At 39.5% G+C, this 17,085-nt stretch carries 20 protein-coding genes and 2 pseudogenes; 14 read left to right on the forward strand and 8 right to left on the reverse strand.

What is annotated here, in order from left to right:
* Nucleotides 1–159: 159 nt before the first annotated feature.
* The 3 genes from HCR01_RS07105 (at nt 160) to HCR01_RS07115 (ending at nt 4,040) form a co-directional block, all read left to right on the forward strand.
* Entirely contained in the window at nt 160–2,373 is a 2,214-nt protein-coding gene (locus tag HCR01_RS07105) for a phosphoketolase (protein ID WP_193195528.1), read from the forward strand.
* 639 nt (nt 2,374–3,012) lie between these two features.
* Entirely contained in the window at nt 3,013–3,630 is a 618-nt protein-coding gene (locus HCR01_RS07110; protein WP_193195529.1) for a GTPase, read from the forward strand.
* Between the two features lie 71 nt (nt 3,631–3,701).
* The gene (locus HCR01_RS07115; RefSeq protein WP_193195612.1) at nt 3,702–4,040 is read left to right on the forward strand and encodes a hypothetical protein; all 339 of its coding nucleotides are present in this window, start codon (nt 3,702–3,704) and stop codon (nt 4,038–4,040) included.
* Between the two features lie 140 nt (nt 4,041–4,180).
* On the opposite strand, the gene HCR01_RS38495 is transcribed toward HCR01_RS07115, so the two are convergent.
* A complete protein-coding gene (locus HCR01_RS38495; protein WP_226889172.1) occupies nt 4,181–4,330 on the reverse strand; it encodes a DUF2281 domain-containing protein in 150 nt (49 codons plus the stop codon).
* A gap of 180 nt (nt 4,331–4,510) precedes the next feature.
* Nucleotides 4,511–4,654: pseudogene (locus HCR01_RS40390) on the reverse strand (DUF4926 domain-containing protein); the annotation flags it as partial.
* 68 nt (nt 4,655–4,722) lie between these two features.
* Between HCR01_RS40390 and HCR01_RS07130 the strand changes: the two are divergent.
* From HCR01_RS07130 to HCR01_RS07175, 10 genes are all read left to right on the forward strand, one after another.
* Nucleotides 4,723–4,941 (forward strand): type II toxin-antitoxin system HicB family antitoxin, encoded by a 219-nt coding sequence (locus HCR01_RS07130; protein WP_193195530.1) that lies wholly within the window; start codon nt 4,723–4,725, stop codon nt 4,939–4,941.
* Nucleotides 4,942–4,958: 17 nt separating this feature from the next.
* Nucleotides 4,959–5,159: a type II toxin-antitoxin system HicA family toxin gene (locus tag HCR01_RS07135; protein ID WP_320073090.1), complete on the forward strand. Its 201-nt coding sequence runs from the start codon at nt 4,959–4,961 to the stop codon at nt 5,157–5,159.
* A gap of 122 nt (nt 5,160–5,281) precedes the next feature.
* Entirely contained in the window at nt 5,282–5,635 is a 354-nt protein-coding gene (locus HCR01_RS07140; RefSeq protein ID WP_193195531.1) for a CopG family transcriptional regulator, read from the forward strand.
* Between the two features lie 23 nt (nt 5,636–5,658).
* Nucleotides 5,659–6,069 carry a type II toxin-antitoxin system VapC family toxin gene (locus HCR01_RS07145; protein ID WP_193195533.1) on the forward strand — a complete coding sequence of 137 codons (411 nt, stop codon included), beginning with the start codon at nt 5,659–5,661 and terminating at the stop codon, nt 6,067–6,069.
* Between the two features lie 90 nt (nt 6,070–6,159).
* Nucleotides 6,160–6,753, forward strand: coding sequence for a Uma2 family endonuclease (locus HCR01_RS07150; RefSeq protein ID WP_193195534.1), 594 nt, complete (start codon nt 6,160–6,162; stop codon nt 6,751–6,753).
* Nucleotides 6,754–6,857: 104 nt separating this feature from the next.
* The gene (locus HCR01_RS07155; RefSeq protein ID WP_193195535.1) at nt 6,858–7,085 is read left to right on the forward strand and encodes a DNA-binding protein; all 228 of its coding nucleotides are present in this window, start codon (nt 6,858–6,860) and stop codon (nt 7,083–7,085) included.
* A gap of 4 nt (nt 7,086–7,089) precedes the next feature.
* A complete protein-coding gene (locus HCR01_RS07160) occupies nt 7,090–7,341 on the forward strand; it encodes a hypothetical protein (protein ID WP_193195537.1) in 252 nt (83 codons plus the stop codon).
* A 202-nt stretch (nt 7,342–7,543) separates the two neighbouring features.
* On the forward strand, nt 7,544–8,263 hold the full coding sequence (locus tag HCR01_RS07165; RefSeq protein ID WP_193195610.1) for a hypothetical protein: 720 nt from the start codon (nt 7,544–7,546) through the stop codon (nt 8,261–8,263).
* A gap of 178 nt (nt 8,264–8,441) precedes the next feature.
* Nucleotides 8,442–9,209: a DUF1350 family protein gene (locus HCR01_RS07170; RefSeq protein ID WP_193195539.1), complete on the forward strand. Its 768-nt coding sequence runs from the start codon at nt 8,442–8,444 to the stop codon at nt 9,207–9,209.
* A gap of 148 nt (nt 9,210–9,357) precedes the next feature.
* Nucleotides 9,358–10,494, forward strand: coding sequence for a SpoIIE family protein phosphatase (locus HCR01_RS07175; protein ID WP_193195541.1), 1,137 nt, complete (start codon nt 9,358–9,360; stop codon nt 10,492–10,494).
* A 1-nt stretch (nt 10,495) separates the two neighbouring features.
* On the opposite strand, the gene HCR01_RS07180 is transcribed toward HCR01_RS07175, so the two are convergent.
* The 6 genes and pseudogenes from HCR01_RS07180 to HCR01_RS07200 form a co-directional block, all read right to left on the reverse strand.
* Entirely contained in the window at nt 10,496–10,822 is a 327-nt protein-coding gene (locus HCR01_RS07180) for an STAS domain-containing protein (protein WP_193195543.1), read from the reverse strand.
* Nucleotides 10,823–11,368: 546 nt separating this feature from the next.
* A pseudogene (locus HCR01_RS38505) lies at nt 11,369–11,548 on the reverse strand (ATP-binding protein); the annotation flags it as partial.
* Nucleotides 11,549–11,599: 51 nt separating this feature from the next.
* On the reverse strand, nt 11,600–12,784 hold the full coding sequence (locus HCR01_RS07185; protein WP_193195545.1) for a PAS domain-containing protein: 1,185 nt from the start codon (nt 12,782–12,784) through the stop codon (nt 11,600–11,602).
* 680 nt (nt 12,785–13,464) lie between these two features.
* Nucleotides 13,465–14,124, reverse strand: a complete 660-nt coding sequence (gene grpE, locus HCR01_RS07190; RefSeq protein WP_193195547.1) for a nucleotide exchange factor GrpE — start codon at nt 14,122–14,124, stop codon at nt 13,465–13,467.
* Between the two features lie 217 nt (nt 14,125–14,341).
* Nucleotides 14,342–14,833, reverse strand: coding sequence for a Dps family protein (locus HCR01_RS07195; protein WP_193195548.1), 492 nt, complete (start codon nt 14,831–14,833; stop codon nt 14,342–14,344).
* Nucleotides 14,834–14,928: 95 nt separating this feature from the next.
* Complete coding sequence (locus HCR01_RS07200) at nt 14,929–15,192, reverse strand: ParB N-terminal domain-containing protein (RefSeq protein WP_193195550.1); 264 nt, start codon at nt 15,190–15,192, stop codon at nt 14,929–14,931.
* A gap of 113 nt (nt 15,193–15,305) precedes the next feature.
* On the opposite strand from HCR01_RS07200, the gene HCR01_RS07205 reads away from it, so the two are divergent.
* A complete protein-coding gene (locus HCR01_RS07205; protein ID WP_193195552.1) occupies nt 15,306–17,021 on the forward strand; it encodes a SpoIID/LytB domain-containing protein in 1,716 nt (571 codons plus the stop codon).
* Nucleotides 17,022–17,085 lie beyond the last annotated feature (64 nt).

The following is a 17,085-nucleotide window of genomic DNA, read 5'->3' on the forward strand; positions in this document are numbered from 1 at the left end:
CAACTAACTGAAAAGTATCCATTCTTGTTGAGCGACGATTTAAGATACTTATCCTGATGTTGTGAAAAAGCAATAAACTGTTACAACCTGAAAGATGTAAAATTTTTGTTAAATTCAACGAGCATCTACATTTTCCCCTCTTTTTATAAGGTACTCAGCATGACTGCAATCTCTCCAAAGGCATCTTCAGCGCTTCCTGATTTTTGTGAAGGAATCCAATATTTTAGTGAAGCGCTACCAGCTTTTGAAACTTATGGTGCGAAACCTGCTGTAGAGTCGGGTAAAGTAGCGATCGCAGCTCCCACAGATCCCGCAGCTGTCTATCAAACTTTACTGGCTGCTGATGCCCTACGCTACCTGACATTACAAGTCACTGGTAGTAAGGCTTCTGGACATCCGGGCGGATTTGCCAGCCAAGCAGAAGCTTATGCATCTCTTGTCATGCTGGGATACAAAAATATTATCACCGAAGTCGGACACCACGCCCCCGGATTTTATAGTGCGATGTTTCTTGATCGCTCTTTAGAGGATATGGGGATTTTCACGGTTCAACAATTGCGCGATCGCTTCCGGGAAAAACACGGTTTGTTAGGACACCTCTCCGGTTTCATACCTGGTATTCTCGCACCAGCGGGCCCCCTAGGACAAGGACAACACTTTGCAATGGCGGCTGCATTGCTACACCCAGATAAGTTATTCCCCTTTACAGTTGGTGATGGAGGGCTGGGTGAGCCTTATATTGTAAGTGCGATCGCGCATTTCCATACTGCTTATCCAAATGCTACTAACTTCTTGCCAGTTCTGGTGTGGAATGGTTATAGCCAAGAACACCACAGTATGGTTTCTCTCAAAACTAACGAACAGATGCAGGCATACTGGCAAGGTAACGGCTTTGATGAAGTCATATTAGTGGATGCCAAAGACTTTGACGATCAAAACCAACCAGGCGATTACGTTGATAGTACCGCCTTTTCCTTCGAGCAACGACTAGAATTTACCAAAGCAGTACTTTCCGGTGTAGATAAAGCAGCGCGATCGGCTCTTGGCGGCAAACTTACCGTTTTTATCATTAAACAACTCAAAGGTGCAGGCGTCCACGCGCGGGGTGCAAAATCTCACAACCTCTATCCTAAAGATACGTTAGATGCTCCTCACATAATCAGTGCTTTGCAAACCCGTGCTTTAACAGCTGAAGCTTGGCAATTAGTACGGACAAATGCAGAACGCGCTGGTGGAGGCCCCGCGGCCAAGACAGTGGTGACAGAATTTGAATTACCATTACCAGACTTAGGCGAATTACCTTTAGAAGAATATCCAGTAGGTGGCGAACCCAAAGTTTCCACAACAGCAATGGGACGATTAGTGGGAATTGTCGGAAAAAAGGATCAGAATTTTCTTGTCACCAACGCCGACGGTAACGAAGCATCTGGAATAGCTAACATCAACCAAGCACTCAAAATTATCCATCCCACAACTGATGACTTATATAACCAAGCACCAAACGGACAAGTTTATGAACCTTTGAGTGAAGATGCTTGTGCAGGTTTAGCTGCTGGTTTGGCGTTAATGGGTGCGAGAACTTTGTGGTGTTCCTACGAATCTTTTGCCATCAATGGATTACCAATCTGGCAAACTGTTACCCAAGCAATGGCAGAATTGCGACGTCCAACTCCCTCAACAATTACTTTATTTACAGCTGGGGCATTAGAGCAAGGGCGCAACGGTTGGACTCACCAACGTCCAGAAATTGAAGCTTACTTTGCTTCGTTGATGAGAAATGGAAATGTTTTCCCATTATTTCCCCCTGATGCTAATAGTATCCAAGCCTGTTATGACTGGGCATTGAAAACTAAAAATAAGGGAATTGTGATTACTGCAAGTAAATCACCTCTGCCAATTCGCACTACTTTGGAACAAAATCGTCAAGGGTTGCGAGATGGTGCGGTGCTATTGCATGAAGTTGCTGGTGATAAACAAGTTGTGTTTGCTGTGATTGGCGATATGACATTAATGCCAGTATTTGAAGCTGCTGCTTTCTTAGAAAATGAAGGTATTGGCGTCAAGATAGTTTCTGTAATTAATCCTCGACAGTTATATCGTCCTGATGATACCGCCTGGGAGACTTGTTCAGAACCAGAAGGTGGTTTTTTAGATGATACTAAATTTGCCGAATTATTTGATGGTGATGCGCTAATTGCTGTGACAGGTGGTGCTGCGGCGATGCTGGAACCTATTTTGTTGCGGAGTAACTGCAAGCGCGATACCTTTGCTTGGAAGCGTGGGGAAACTACAGCCAGTGCTGGTGAGTTGATGGCGTTTAATGGATTGACTGCTGAGGCGTTGACGAAACGTGCGATCGCGTTAGTGCATTAAAGCTGGAATTGTTTCTAATTTTATCGCATTTATACGTATGAAAACGCTGAAAAATTGCGTTGCAATGCGTATATTTGCGTTTTTTTATGAGAACTTTGAGAGCATTAAGATTAGCCCACAAGATAAATGCGGGTAGATTTGCTGAAATTTGTTGAGAATAACAGGTTTACGAGTCGCAAAAGTTAATTTACGAGTCGCAAAAGTTAGTTTACGAGTCACAAAAGTTAGTTTACGAGTCACAAAAGTTAGTTTACGAGTCGCAAAACCTTATTTACAAGTCGCAAAACCTTATTTACGAGTCGTAAACTTAGTTAACGAGTCACAAAACCTTATTTACAAGTCGTAAACTTAGTTAACGAGTCACAAAATCTGATTTACGAGCTAGAAACGAAGCTCGATACTTTTATATGTAAGCGTGGGAAACTACTTAATGGCATTTAATGGATTGACTGCTGAGGCGTTAACGAAACGTGCGATCACATTAGTGTATTAAGGTTGGGTTTATTAAGTAGAAAAGTCTAAATTTTTAACCGCACATGAACGCAGACAAATTAGCGTTTTAATACGTGTATTTACGGTTACTTTTATAATTTTACGATGTATTACTATATATAGTATTTAATTAACAGAAGTAACTGTATGCTTAATGAGACAACTAAAAAGCTAGTGGATGAAATTACAAAAAACTTGGCAGCAAGCAAAGAATCTATATCTTCTTCTTTCGGAGAACTATTAAGTTTATTAATTGATAGACTACAGCTATCTCAAGATAAAAAATTTGTATTTCTTTTACTAGGTAAAACAGGTGTTGGTAAATCTAGTACTGTTAATTCGTTACTGAGTCAGGAAATTGCTCATGTTGGCAAATATGATGCTACAACAATGCAAGTTCAGGAATATGAACATGAAATGAATGGTATTAAATGTTTAATAATTGATACGCCTAGACTGTGTGACGATATCCCGGAAAAAGGCAATAATCAAAAGTATATAGAATTGATTCAACAGCAAGTCAACCAGATAGATTTACTTTGGTTTGTAACTCGTCTTGATGACCCAAGAGTTGGTGAAGACGAAAAGAAAGGTATACAAATTATTTCAGAAGCATTTACACCAAAAGTTTGGGAACATTCTGTAATTGTCTTCACACGCGCTAATAAAGCTGATGATTATTTAGAAGAACTAAACGTATTAGAGATAAAATTTCAAAACATACAGGTCAAGAAATTGCAAATACAATTCCCTCAGTCGCCGTAGATAATAAAAACCAAACAACACCAGATGGCAAAAGATGGTTAGAAGAATTATATACACAAGTATTTACAAGAATGTCTGAGAGAGGTGCTATTCCTTTTTTGATGGCAACCGCTTCTATAATAAATAAAACACGATCTAATAAAGATAATAGAGAGCCAAACTGGAATTTTTATAATAATTCTGAATTTCAAACTGAAGGTAAAAAAGATGTAAATCATGAATTTAATGTTAATGATTTTGCATTTACAGGTATACAGAAAGAATTAATTAAGAAAAAACTTATAGAAGTTATTCCAGCTTTAGCAGCGGCGGGTGCAAGTGCTGGAGCGGTAGTTGGTGGGCCAATTGGTGCTGCAATTGGTGGTGTAGTAGGTGCTGCTGTAGGAAGTATTTTTTACTTTCTTAGCTAAAAGTAAATGACACAGATAAAGTTATCCTTGTATCTAGCAATACACATTGCCTTATGACGAACCGTAACCATACATATATTCTTTATTTGTAGACAAATCACTCGCTGCTTCAACACAACCAATGTATTCTTGAGCCAGAGTCAAAGCTGAACCCCTGATTTTATTTCTTGAGCAGATAACTCTTGCTTTTGCATTTTCGCAAGTAAAAATTCTACAAAATCTAATGCCTCTTGTTGCTTATCAGGAGGTAATATTCTTACCTTGTCTATAATAATTTTCTCAATAGTCATTTTCTATAGCCTCTGGCATCAACTAATACATCTTAAAATTTAAAACTTTATTCAGCTGTATGCCTTTATAAATTAAAAATTTATCAGCCGCGATCGCGCAATTTCTCTTCTACCGATGGGACGCACTTGTATGCTGTGGAGTGAAACAATTGCCACAGTTTCCCCATCCAATATGACAAATTCAACCTCGTATCCTTTGCCACCCTGATGTACTAAAACAACTGTACCTATATCACCCTGTTCTAAACTATATTCTGGGAGATCACTATTCAGAATAACCCTATCAAGTTCTTGAATTATTCTTCTCTCCGTTTCAGTGGGTATGAAGTAACAAACTTAGGATTTGAGCGTTATATTTATTCTAGACTTCAACTATACAAGATTAATTTATTATGAAATTTCAAGTTATTTTTACCTTTGATTCAGAATATGAAGGCTATGTTGCGGAAGTTCCAGAACTTCCAGGCTGCGTAAGCCAAGGCAAAACATTAGATGAGGCAATTAAAAATATTAAAGATGCTATTACGGGATATCTCCACGTCCGAGCTAAACATGATCAGCCTTATATTATGAAGGAATCACAAGTTTTTATTGGGGAAGTTGTAGTATAAATGGGACGTTTATCAATATATCCGATAAAGAAGCTGTTAAGATTTTTGAAAAATTCGGTTATGTATTAGATCACCAAACAGGAAGCCACATGATACTTTGGTGTGAATCAAAACCAACTCTATCAATTCCCAATCATCGGGAATTAGCACCTGGGTTACTTAGAAGTTTGATTCGACAAGCAGGAATTACAGTTGATAAATTCCTCGAAAACAAATGAACTTAGATACAAGGATTATTATGTTAGTCAGAATAACCTTATGAAGTTATTGAATTATAGCTGTTAATCTTACAGGCTTAGCCAACTATAATGTACTTAAGATTTTATACAAGGATAGAACCATGACTGACACTCAAAAGATGGTTCGCTTAAACTTAGATTTGTCACCTGAACTTAATCAGATAATAGAGGAATTAGCAAATAAAATAGGCACAAGTAAAAGCGAGGTTCTGCGTCAGGCTATAACCTTGATGCAAATCATGGTTATAGCTAAAGAGGAAACTAAAAAATTAGGAGTCCCAGAAGCAAATCAATTGATAGTGAATGAAATAATTGTCTCATCTGAACAGCAGCCAAAACCCAATGCATCAGAAGCTTTTTTAGAAACCTTTGGAAGCTGGGAAGATACACGCACCGCAGAAGAAATTGTTGATGAAATATATTCAAGTCGTACTGTAAGCGATGCCTACGGCTAGCTACGCCTACGCGATTATACCTTGTGAACTATTTACTCGACACTGATACGTGTATTTATTGGCTTAATGGTCGTCAGCCAGTCAGAGATAAATTATTAGCAGTCAGATGGGATGAAGTATGCATTTGTGTCATCACTGCCGCTGAATTGTATTATGGTGCATACAATTCTAATCGAGTTTCAGAAAACTTAGGTAATGCAGAAGACTTTATTCAAAACTTACCTGTTCTACCTTTAACTGATCCTGCTCTTAGAAAGTTTGGTGAATTAAAAGCAGAACTTCGTAAAAAAGGACAAACAATTGCTGAATTTGATTTACTAATTGCTAGTGTTGCACTGACAGAAAATTACACTTTAGTTACAAACAATACTCGTCACTACGAACGCATCACTAGATTAAAACTAGACAACTGGATTTTATCTGAGAAACTTTGAAAGCTCGATTAATGGTATTAGTCAGGGATAGCGATCGCTCTCCTAAGCATTATATTTATTCTAGGCACTCAACTACACAATATTTATGCTATGAACTCACAAATCTTAGATAAAACTAACATACTTCAAGAACAGCGATTTCTCCTACCTGGTCATTACACTTGGGAAGAATTTGAGAAACTTGAAGCTTTAACAGCAGATGCGCCAGGTTTGCGGATAACTTATCTTGATGGGTGTGTGGAATTTATGACTCTTGGTGAACAACATGAGATGATTAAAAGTATTCTGGCTATATTGCTAGAAACATACTTTTTTGAAATGGGTATAAATTTTATTCCTGTAGGTAGTGCCACTCGCCGAGCACAGCAAAAGGGAGCTTCCTTTGAGCCTGATGAATCTTATTATATAGGGGAAAAGAAAGAAAATCCTGACTTGGTAATTGAAATAAATATTACTAGTGGCAGCATAGATAAATTAGAAAAGTATAAGCGGTTTAAAATTCCTGAAGTCTGGTTTTGGGAAAATAATCAGTTATCTGTATATCATCTTAGTAATGATAATTATGACCAAATTACTCAAAGTAAATTGCTGCCAGAATTAGATATAAATTTGTTAGTACGTTGTGTTTTAATGCCTTCAATAATTGAAGCTAGGACAGAATTTATTAACGGAATTCGGTTGTAACTTAGCATATCTTAATGTGTAAGCATTTTTCCTAGTAGAAACATAAAAATAAAAGTGATATTCTGTATCCGGGTATAACCTTGATGCAAATAATGGTGGTAGCAATGACTACACAAGATAAAACCCAACGAATTCAAATAAATTTAGATTTATCGCTAGAACTTCATGAGACACTAAACAAACTGGCTCAACAGATTAATGGAGATCATGCGGAAGTGTTGCTAAAAGCGATCGCACTTATGGAAGTAGCAGTAGAAGCCAAGCAAAAAGGTAAGCATCTCTGGATTGCAGACGAGAACCAAAACCTTGAGACTGAAGTTATTGGCATCTAACAGCATGACAGATTTAATTGATTTATCAAAAATAATTGCTAGCAAAGGCGACAAGCCATTACTTGTATCAATAGTAAACTTACAGTCACACGAAGAAGCAGAACTTGAGCGAAAGCTGCGAGAACTAGAGTTTAAACAAGAACTAAGAAAAGATTGGATTTTATTTATTGTCAGAGATGTAGTAATCTTTTCAGCCGCTATTCTTTTCATTTTTGCTGTTAGTGGCTATTCCCTATTTACTCAGATTTATAGGTAACTCATCTAATAGTATGTAGCAATCTTTAGGGTGTGACTAGTTATCTTTGCAAATGAGTATCAGATTGTACAAAAATATATCCCTAGGCTAGAAGTATTAATTTGCATAAAAAATTTTGGACAAAATACCTGCTTGCTTAGCATTCCAGAAATTTGATTGCTATATTATACTAAATAACTATTCTGGCAAGGATTTGAAAGCTGTGAGGGATGATTTACAAGGTTTGGAGATTAGTCAAAAGGAACTACAAAAGCTGACTAATTTACCTGTTAATGATAAACTTGTAATTATTATAAATCCTCTCAAAAAATTGGGAGTAAACTTTCTCGAAAAAATTAAAGGCTCTGAAGGAGCAACTGTAATTTTTATTGGCTTTTCTACAATTGTTTTTAGCTATCTTTTATTTGATGTAATTATCAAAGTATTTGCTACATGGATAACAATTCCATCTTGGATATTATTAATAATATTAGGTCTTTGGGTGGGTGGAGCTATCCAAACTATCTTATATTTAATCTGGAAGAAAAATAGCAAATTTGTCAAGTTAAATATGACAAACTCTTTACTAGTTTTATTAAATGATGTTGATAGATATAATGATGTTATTAGAGCAATAGATATTAATGATCAAATAGAAGAAGCTGGTAATCCAGAAGTTAGTATAAAAGAAAGAGAAAAAGTTATCGAAGCACTGAAACTCACAAAAACCGATTTAATCCGCGCTTTGAAGACAGAAAAGATTTTGAGAGAAAATAAAAACTTTATTCTCAGTAATACAGAACTTTTCGTCAACAATTTAGCAACTTTAACAGCTATGCAAGTAACTGAACAAGCTACTGAGCATGGAAGATTACTCAATGAAGCACTACAGATTGCATTAGATGTGCAACATGAAATGAGAAGGTTACAGAGTCAGCGTTAAAGCTAATAATTAGGCGAATTACGTGAAGCGAGTCAGTTAGAAACAACGTAGGCACAGCCAGCCGTAGGCATCGCTTTTTCTGTGCTTTACATCCTCAATAGCTTTTTCTATAATCCTCCCCACGACTACAATCCCCGGTTTAACATAAAGAATATCCCTGAAGCGATCGCTCATTAGCATGGACTGGAAAGAAGTCAGAGGTAACTGGGTAATCATTCCGCAAAATCCCATCGGTATCATCCATTTTTTGGGAGGTGCATTCGTCGCCACTGCACCCCACATTACTTACCGTTGGTTACTAGAACAGTTGGCAAGTAAAGGTTATGTTGTAATTGCTACGCCTTTCGTTAACACGTTGGATCATACTGCGATCGCTAAAACTGTACTCCTAAACTTTGATCGGACTCTCGAACGTCTACACGACTCCGCGGCATTACGCAAGCTCTATCTTCCCATCTACGGTATTGGACACAGTATGGGCTGTAAACTTCACTTGCTAATTGGTAGCCTCTTTAAAGTAGAACGCGCTGGCAATATCTTAATATCCTTCAACAACTACGCCGCTAGGGAAGCTATCCCCCTAGTCGAACAGTTCAATTCTACTTTTGCGATCGAGTTTACCCCCACACCGTTGGAAACTAACAAGCTTGTACAAGAACGATACAATGTTCGGCGCAATTTATTAATAAAATTTAGCAATGACACCATCGACCAATCGGCAGCTTTAACCAAAATCTTACAAGCACGCTTTCCTGAGATGGTGACAGCACAAACGTTACCTGGAACCCACACCACACCATTAGGTCAAGACATCAAATGGCAAACTGGATCATCTTTCACCCCCTTTGACGCCCTAGGGCAATGGTTCAAACAAGAAGCATACCGCGACTTGAACCAACTAAAACGGATCATTCTCTTGTGGCTGAATCCTCTTTCACCGCCATAACATTTTATGGTTGTCAAAAGGTGATAAATTCGGTGGACAATTGGAAATGGATTAGTAGTATCTCTGTATTGATACTGCTAACCTATTAGCCTTAACTATATTTTTATTTTTTAATCCAATTATTAATTATTGTTGCCCGCAACCTTCTATGTTTCAAATACTAATAATTGATGACGACCATTCAATGAAAATACTCCTGAAAAGGATGTTGGAAAAACAGGGTTATAAGGTAGTCGCTGCTAGTAGTGGAGAAGAAGGAATAGAAAAGGCGCTGGCTTGCAATCCAGCACTAATTATTTGTGATTGGATCATGCCAGGCTTGAATGGTCTAGAAGTCTGCCACCGCATCAAGACAGACCCCCGATTATCCACGACATTTTTTATTTTATTAACATCCTTAGATTCAGTCGCCGATTGCGTTAAGGGTTTAGACGCTGGTGCTGATGATTTTATCTCCAAACCCATTGAGCAAAATGAATTACAAGCAAGGGTAAGAGCAGGATTGCGCCTGCATCAGTTGAGTCGGGATTTACAAACACAAAAGCTGCTTTTAGAGGCAGAAATGGCAGAAGCAGCAGAATATGTGCGATCGCTTCTACCTCCGCCGATAACTGAACCTTTTAACATAAATTTTCGATTTATTCCATCGCGGCAACTCGGCGGCGATTGTTTCGATTATTACTGGCTCGATTCCGATTATCTGGCAATTTATCTACTAGATACAGCCGGACATGGACTAAAAGCTACTCTTCCTTCAGTGTCAGTACTGAATCTACTGCGTTCTCGCGCTCTCAAAAGTTTGAATTACTATCAACCTAGTGATGTACTGACGGCTTTGAATGATACCTTTCAGATGAGTTATCAAAATGACAAATACTTTACAATCTGGTACGGTGTTTATGATCGAGTCAAGCGCCAGTTAACTTATGCTAGTGCAGGTCATCCACCAGCAATTTTAGTATCTTGTACAAATCAAAAAATCTCTGAAGTTAAATATTTAAAAACACCCGGTATGCCAATCGGGATGTTTCCAGATGCAAAATATGTTGATGGGTTTTGCAATATTGAAAATTTCAGCACCCTTTATATTTTTAGTGACGGTGCTTATGAGATTACTAAATCTGATGGCACTCTTTGGAGTTTGGATGCTTTTATTCAGCTATTAGTTAGCCTACAGCATCCCTTGGACTACCAACTTGAACAGATACTAAACTACCTAATCACTTTGAACTCCAAAGAGGCTTTTGATGATGATTTATCTATACTTCAGATTCAGTTTGATTAATTTAGTTTTGCGAAACTAAAACCTGATTAAATGCTTCTTGGCTGGGAAAAATTTCAAATACCTTATCCATATTAGTTAGTTCAAATAATATTCTGACTTGCTCATTAATCGAGCAGACAACAAGCTTGCTATCTGCCGCTCGTAATGTTTTGAAAGCCAACACCAAAGCACCTAAACCAGAACTATCCATAAACGTTACATCTTGAAAATCAACTAATACGATTTTTGCCCCACTTTCTAAAATCGCAGTAATATTTTGCCGAAAGTCTTGTGAGGTTGTGGCGTTTAAATTTCCGCTGAGCTTAATAACTTTGACTTGTTCTCTCATAATATGTCACTCTGATTTGTGTAATACCAATTCTTTGCAAAAATGCACTTTATTTACCCTCAGCTATCGTCGTCTCTCGTAATTGAGAGAACTACAGAGAGGTCAGATTTAGTGCATCTTCATAGAGAAATGGTATAAATGATGTTGTGTTTTCGTTAGTATATCCTAATCATATATCATTTAAAAAATGCTTACCAGATAAAAATCAGGACTTATGAGCCTTCAATGCTTTCTCAGCACTGCTGAATGAGGTATTATCAATTGAAGTAGTTATTTTTTTTGAAAATAACTAATTATTAACTTATAATCACTGTCTGGCTCCTTGAAGTGAAAGGGTGCAAATAAATATTACTTATGATGGTTGTTAGTGAACAATGAACATTAGTCATATCAAGTAATTTAAAAGTAGCGATCGCTCCTTCAATCTTCAAAAAATACAATTGTGAAAACTCTTCAAACATCAGGATTTTAGTGATGGATAGATTGATCAACTCTCGCTAAATTTCCTTTCAGAAGTACCAAGCTCAAGCATAAAGATTAAGTAACTTACCCTTGACGAAGGGGAATAGAAATCACAAACTCAGCCCCACATCCTGGCTGCGAAATACATTCTAAACTACCTCCATGTTTTTGTGAGATAATCTGATAGCTAATAGACAGCCCCATACCAGTGCGTTAACCAATAGGCTTAGTACTAAAGAAGGGATCAAACAGTCGTTGTTTTACTTGCTATTGCGATCGCATCACTTGAGCTTTCCACAGCTTGCTTATAAAGTATCAGACTTTGCTTTGCTTGCTTGCGCTCTGTGATGTTAAGCACCATTGATGCCACCCCTGTAGCCATTTAACTTGTCCGTCAGGTAAAACAATTCGTCCTTCCCACTGCCAAGGTTGCAAGGTTTGGGCAGAAACACTGATGGATTGTACAAAATCCTGATCTTCATCGGCATGGACAATTAAAATTATCAAGCTGGGATCGGCTTGAATCTCTTCTGGTGTCAAACCATACAGTTCATCAGAACCAGAATTAACATAAGGGAAGGAGAGCGAGTCGTCAGGATGCAGCATAAACTGGTAAAGCATTCCCGGCGCATTTGCCGATAGCTTCTGTAATTTTGCCTCACTTTGACGTAAAGCTTCCTCCGTTAGTTTGCGCTCGGTAATGTCTTCGTAAGTACTAAGGATACCGACCACATGACCCTGAGTATCGTGCAATGGGATTTTATTCGTATCTGACCAATACTGCTTGCCATCAGCCTTTTGTTGTGTTTCGATAATGTGCAGTTCTGGTAAGCCTGATTCCATCACACGGCGATCGCATTCCCGATGCCAGTCAGATTCTTCTTTTCTCCAAGGCAAATCATAATCATTCAACCCGATAATATTATCTGGGATCACACATGCATCACGGGCAAAGTTTCGACTACAGCCCAGATAAACCGAATTACGGTCTTTCCAAAAAATAGACTGAGGGATGTTATCGAGCGCTAGTTGTAACAGGTGTTTTGACTGGCGTTGTTCAGCTTCCATTTGCTTATACTGCGTTATATCCCGAATAGTACCAACTAAAAACTCACTACCTGCACCATCTTCAAATACACATTTTCTGGTAGATATAAAGCGCGTTTGACCCTCAGTAACAGTAAAAGATTCTTCATTCTCGTTGGTAATACCTCTGGTAAAAACCAGTTCGTCTTTTTCCCAAAACACATCAGCTTCCGCTTTCGGGAAGAAATCATAATCTGACTTGCCAATTAGTTCTTCTCGGTTATGCCCCAAGAACTTACAGAAGGCATTGTTGAGCAGTAGCCAACGATGTTGGCGGTCTTTAACAAAAATTGGGTCTTCTATACCGTTGATGATTTGGAGTAGAAAGGCAACAGAGAGATTTTCCTGTGGGTTTCTGAGCGGACAATTACTAGCGAGTTCTTGTGGTTGATGAAGGGTATTGTCCTCTTGCATTCCTGAAATCCTGTTGGTAGTTTTAGCATTCGACGGTTGGAGTTGATATGCACCAACACTTTCTGAGGTTTTATGAGGCTTTTGCCTCTACAGCCTTAGTATTCCCAATGTTGGTTATTGCTCAACAGGAGCACTGCGATGCACCTTTACGTGAGGCAAAAAAATATTCATGCAAGAGATCTCTTGATACAGCAGATTGCAACTTGGTGAGGTACAGATTATCGTAAGGGCACAACATTGTTCATTGGTGTCAACTTCAGCTCAAACACTTAATTTCCAGTAGTTTCAGATCCCCCAACCCCCTTTTTAAGGGGGCATTCGATTCTAATTCCCCCCTTCAAAAGGGGAGCCAGCGCGGTCTTCTCCCAACGCGAAGTAGCGTCTCCAAGAGTTGGGGAGACGCAATCATGCGATGGGGTCTCCCCAAGTGGAGCGACTGGCGTGGGTTAGGGGGGATCTCAAGTCTCGGTGGTACATCGAAAAACTTTGAAATGCTTATCAGAGAAAAACTTTGAAATGCTTATCAGACTAGGCTTTCACGTTAAGTTGACACCAATGAACATTGTTGTGCCCCTACCCATGTACTTCATTTACCTGACGCTGTATTTAGAAACTACTGTTGGGAGCTTGCTATTGGCTCCTCGCTGCCAATACTTATTTAGTACTACCTTTGTACTTGCCTAACTCTCTCTCACAGGACTGACTTTAGCTCGATAAAGCAGTTTGTCGCCTTGAAAATACCCAGTGTAGCGTACCTTGACTATTTCACCTACTTGTGCAGATCCCTCCATTAATTGGTGCAACTGGGGATCATAGGGTATCTCGGCTTCCACAGGTGCGATCGCTTCCACACCCCACGCCTGCAAAAGTTTTTCTAGGGGTTTTTGCACCAATGGCACTATTTTGACTGCTGCTAGCTGGGGATTTTCTTGTGCCTTTTGCGCTGCTGTGGGCCATTGCAATAATAAAGACTCCAGCAGTTGCAAACTCGACTGCTGAAACTCTTGCAGCAATAACTCTCGTTGTTCTTCTAACTGAAGCTGCGATCGCTGGTACTCTCTTTTTAAATCTGCAATCTCTTTGTGAGTGCTGAGTTCTGAAGATATTTGATACTCAACACTTGGTACTGAAAAAGTAGCCACTAATTCACTCAATGGCACTTGTAGTATCAGCGACAGTTTGAGCAGCACGTCCATCCGCATCTGCTCTAACTTTCCTTGCCGTAACCGCAAAATTTGACGCTCTGAGACACCAGCAGCACGACTAAGCGCTCTAAAACTAGAAATATCTACCAGTTGCATTAAATCTTGCAACTTCTGAGTGAAATTAGTATTGGGCATAGGGGATTGGGAAAAGGGAAAGGGGAAAGGGGCATTGGGAAAAGGGAAAGGGGTATTGGGAAAAGGTAAAAATCATCCCTTTACCCTCTGTTACAAAGTTCTGTGCGGAGGAAGCCTCTCTACGTTCGCGCAGCGTGTCGCAGACAGACGCTCCGCAAACCGCTCAGACTTTGCGCTTTGCCCTTTAACCTTTTCCCTCTTTCTCTTATCCCCAGTCCTATTCTTCCAGCAAACTTCTCAACATCCAAGCTGTCTTTTCATGTACTTGCATCCGCTGGGTTAACAAATCGGCAGTAGGTTCGTCGTTAACTTCTTCCACTACAGGAAAAATAGACCGTGCGGTTCGCACTACAGCTTCTTGTCCTTCCACTAGTAAGCCAATCATTTCTGTAGCTTTAGGAACTCCAGGAGTTTCTGCGATCGAACTCAGTTTGACATATTCACTGTAAGTTCCTGGTGCGGGATAGCCAAGCGCCCTAATCCTCTCGGCAATTAAATCAACTGCTAGAGCTAGTTCTGTATACTGTGTCTCAAACATCAAATGCAGCGTTTGGAACATCGGCCCTGTAACGTTCCAATGGAAGTTATGAGTTTTTAGATATAGTGTATAGGTGTCGGCTAATAAACGAGACAACCCTTCGGCAATTTTAGCCCGACTCGTTTCGTCAATGCCGATATTTACATTCTTAACTGTTGCTTTAGATGACATAATTTTCTCCTAATTGGGTTATATGTAGTTGTGTATTGGGCATTATTTGATTGTCTGTTACTTTTTACTATGTCCTATGCCTTATGCCTCATTCTCTATGCCAGGTGCATCTTCAAAACGCTGCGATTAGCTTTACGGACTCTGGCTAATATGGTTTCTTTGCCTAAACGCTGGCAAGCTTCATAACGATGGCAACCAGAAAAGCCATAATACTGTCCATCTACTTCTAAGACATCAATGGGTTCTTGCTGCCCAATCTCCGCTATCGATTCCATCAAAGCTTGCACTTTATTGGGATCGTTCACACGGGGCAACGGCCGTTGAATCTGATTTAACGGAATTTCTTGGACTCTAACCATAAAGTGTTTTCACAAGTAGTTCTTTGTGTCTCTAAATAAATCATAGTCATTATGACTTCGTTTTGCAACTTAATCTTTGGGGCAAAATTGGTAATGGGATCATTGGAGCACTAATGCGACAAAAACACCGCACTACAAAGCAATTGAAAAATCTGCCCCAACGCCTCATTGAGGGGCAGAAGACGATCAAGTACTCACTACCGCTTCTCTACGAGACGCTGCGCGAAGGCTATCAGGTAGTTATACAATTTCCGTTCTGGCGTTTTTCCTACACTGTACTGGCAACATTTTGTTTGTTGGGACTGACTGCTGCATCAGGCCCAGAGAGCAATACAAGGGATGTAGAATTAAAGATTGGGATTGTACAGCGATTTGGAGAGACCACAGCCAAGCTGCAATTGGAACCGACAAAAGGCGATCGCTTAAAGCTGAGATTTAAAAAAGGTAACAAACAGCAAATTCTGGTTACCAAAGACCCTGTAAAGCTGGAAACAGTAATGCAAGCTTTACGCCACCCGGCAGTTGAGGAAGTAGTGGTTTTGGGCAATTACCGCACCTTTGAAACTGCCGAAGACAGCGCTCAAAAGTGGCGTTCTCAGGGAATAGAGGTAGAAGTAGCCCAACCAGAACGCTGGCAAGTTTGGGCAAAACGCGATGTTTACAGCACACCCTTGCTGCGACGCTTGCTATTCCAGAACATCCAAGCTTCTGGCAAGAAAGGGGCATATATTGACACCAAAATCCTGCAAAAAGTACCGCGAGTTAGTTGGGTGGTGAATGGTAATCGCTATAGCCCAAATAATCTGGAAATTAGTAGTGATAAAAACTTAATTCGGGTAAATAAAAGCGAAAAACCTGAAAATGCTCGTCTTTATGCAGGGCAGATGAACTTACAGCCAAATGCTTACGGTACGTACACTCTAGTTAACCAAGTGCCTTTAGAAACTTACTTGCGTGGAGTTGTACCTTATGAAATTGGCACAGATGCGCCAAAAGCAGCCCTAGAAGCCCAAACAATTCTGGCTCGGACTTATGCGCTGCGGAATTTACGAAGATTTGCCGCAGATAACTATCAGTTGTGTGCCGATACTCATTGCCAAGTTTATTATGGACTAAATGGAGTAGCTCCCGTCACAGATCGGGCGATCGCCTCAACAAAGGGTATGATTCTAACCTACGAAAACCAGTTAGTGGATGCCCTTTATTCTTCCACAACTGGTGGCGTCACCGCCTCCTTCAGCGATGTCTGGAATGGTGAAGATCGTGCTTATCTGCGCCCAGTAGTAGATGCTCCGATTAATCTTTGGAACTTATCTAAACAGAGTTTAGCCTATGAAAAGAATTTTCAGCAGTTCATTAATCAGCAACAAGGATTTAATGAAAGCAGTTGGAATATGTTTCGTTGGCGCAAAGAAACTTCTCTAGAGGATATTACCAAAGGCTTGCAGAAATTTTTGCAGGTGAAAAAGAATCCTTATGCCAAATTTAAGACAATTAAAGCTATGGCTGTAACCAAGCGCAGTTCAAGCGGACGTATTCTTGAACTTGCTGTTAAAACTGATATCGGCACTTTTACTCTCCACAAAGATGAAGTTCGTAGTGCCTTTGCTGCTCCCAGAAGTACACTTTTTTATCTGGAACCTTTGAACAAAGGCAAACAAGCTCTTTGGGGATACGCCTTTATTGGTGGTGGGTTAGGACATGGAGTCGGTTTGAGCCAAACTGGCGCTCAAAATTTAGCCAAACTAGGTTGGTCGAATCCAAAAATTTTGCAATTCTATTATCCCGGTACTCAAATTAAAATTCTCAGCAACGAGATTAAATTTTAAAATGTTGTGCTAACAAACTTGCATATTTATTAGGGTTGTCATTTGTCATTGGTCATTTGTCATT

This window comes from Nostoc sp. MG11, from assembly GCF_014904695.1.
Lineage (GTDB): Bacteria > Cyanobacteriota > Cyanobacteriia > Cyanobacteriales > Nostocaceae > Komarekiella.

Bases quoted from the DNA above. Each gene is read 5' to 3' on its own strand.
- HCR01_RS07105 (WP_193195528.1), top strand. From the start codon at position 160: ATGACTGCAATCTCTCCAAAGGCATCTTCAGCGCTTCCTGATTTTTGT.
- HCR01_RS07110 (WP_193195529.1), top strand. From the start codon at position 3,013: ATGCTTAATGAGACAACTAAAAAGCTAGTGGATGAAATTACAAAAAAC.
- HCR01_RS07115 (WP_193195612.1), top strand. From the start codon at position 3,702: ATGTCTGAGAGAGGTGCTATTCCTTTTTTGATGGCAACCGCTTCTATA.
- HCR01_RS38495 (WP_226889172.1), bottom strand. From the start codon at position 4,330: ATGACTATTGAGAAAATTATTATAGACAAGGTAAGAATATTACCTCCT.
- HCR01_RS07130 (WP_193195530.1), top strand. From the start codon at position 4,723: ATGAAATTTCAAGTTATTTTTACCTTTGATTCAGAATATGAAGGCTAT.
- HCR01_RS07140 (WP_193195531.1), top strand. From the start codon at position 5,282: ATGACTGACACTCAAAAGATGGTTCGCTTAAACTTAGATTTGTCACCT.
- HCR01_RS07150 (WP_193195534.1), top strand. From the start codon at position 6,160: ATGAACTCACAAATCTTAGATAAAACTAACATACTTCAAGAACAGCGA.
- HCR01_RS07155 (WP_193195535.1), top strand. From the start codon at position 6,858: ATGACTACACAAGATAAAACCCAACGAATTCAAATAAATTTAGATTTA.
- HCR01_RS07160 (WP_193195537.1), top strand. From the start codon at position 7,090: ATGACAGATTTAATTGATTTATCAAAAATAATTGCTAGCAAAGGCGAC.
- HCR01_RS07170 (WP_193195539.1), top strand. From the start codon at position 8,442: ATGGACTGGAAAGAAGTCAGAGGTAACTGGGTAATCATTCCGCAAAAT.
- HCR01_RS07175 (WP_193195541.1), top strand. From the start codon at position 9,358: ATGTTTCAAATACTAATAATTGATGACGACCATTCAATGAAAATACTC.
- HCR01_RS07180 (WP_193195543.1), bottom strand. From the start codon at position 10,822: ATGAGAGAACAAGTCAAAGTTATTAAGCTCAGCGGAAATTTAAACGCC.
- HCR01_RS07185 (WP_193195545.1), bottom strand. From the start codon at position 12,784: ATGCAAGAGGACAATACCCTTCATCAACCACAAGAACTCGCTAGTAAT.
- grpE (WP_193195547.1), bottom strand. From the start codon at position 14,124: ATGCCCAATACTAATTTCACTCAGAAGTTGCAAGATTTAATGCAACTG.
- HCR01_RS07195 (WP_193195548.1), bottom strand. From the start codon at position 14,833: ATGTCATCTAAAGCAACAGTTAAGAATGTAAATATCGGCATTGACGAA.
- HCR01_RS07200 (WP_193195550.1), bottom strand. From the start codon at position 15,192: ATGGTTAGAGTCCAAGAAATTCCGTTAAATCAGATTCAACGGCCGTTG.
- HCR01_RS07205 (WP_193195552.1), top strand. From the start codon at position 15,306: ATGCGACAAAAACACCGCACTACAAAGCAATTGAAAAATCTGCCCCAA.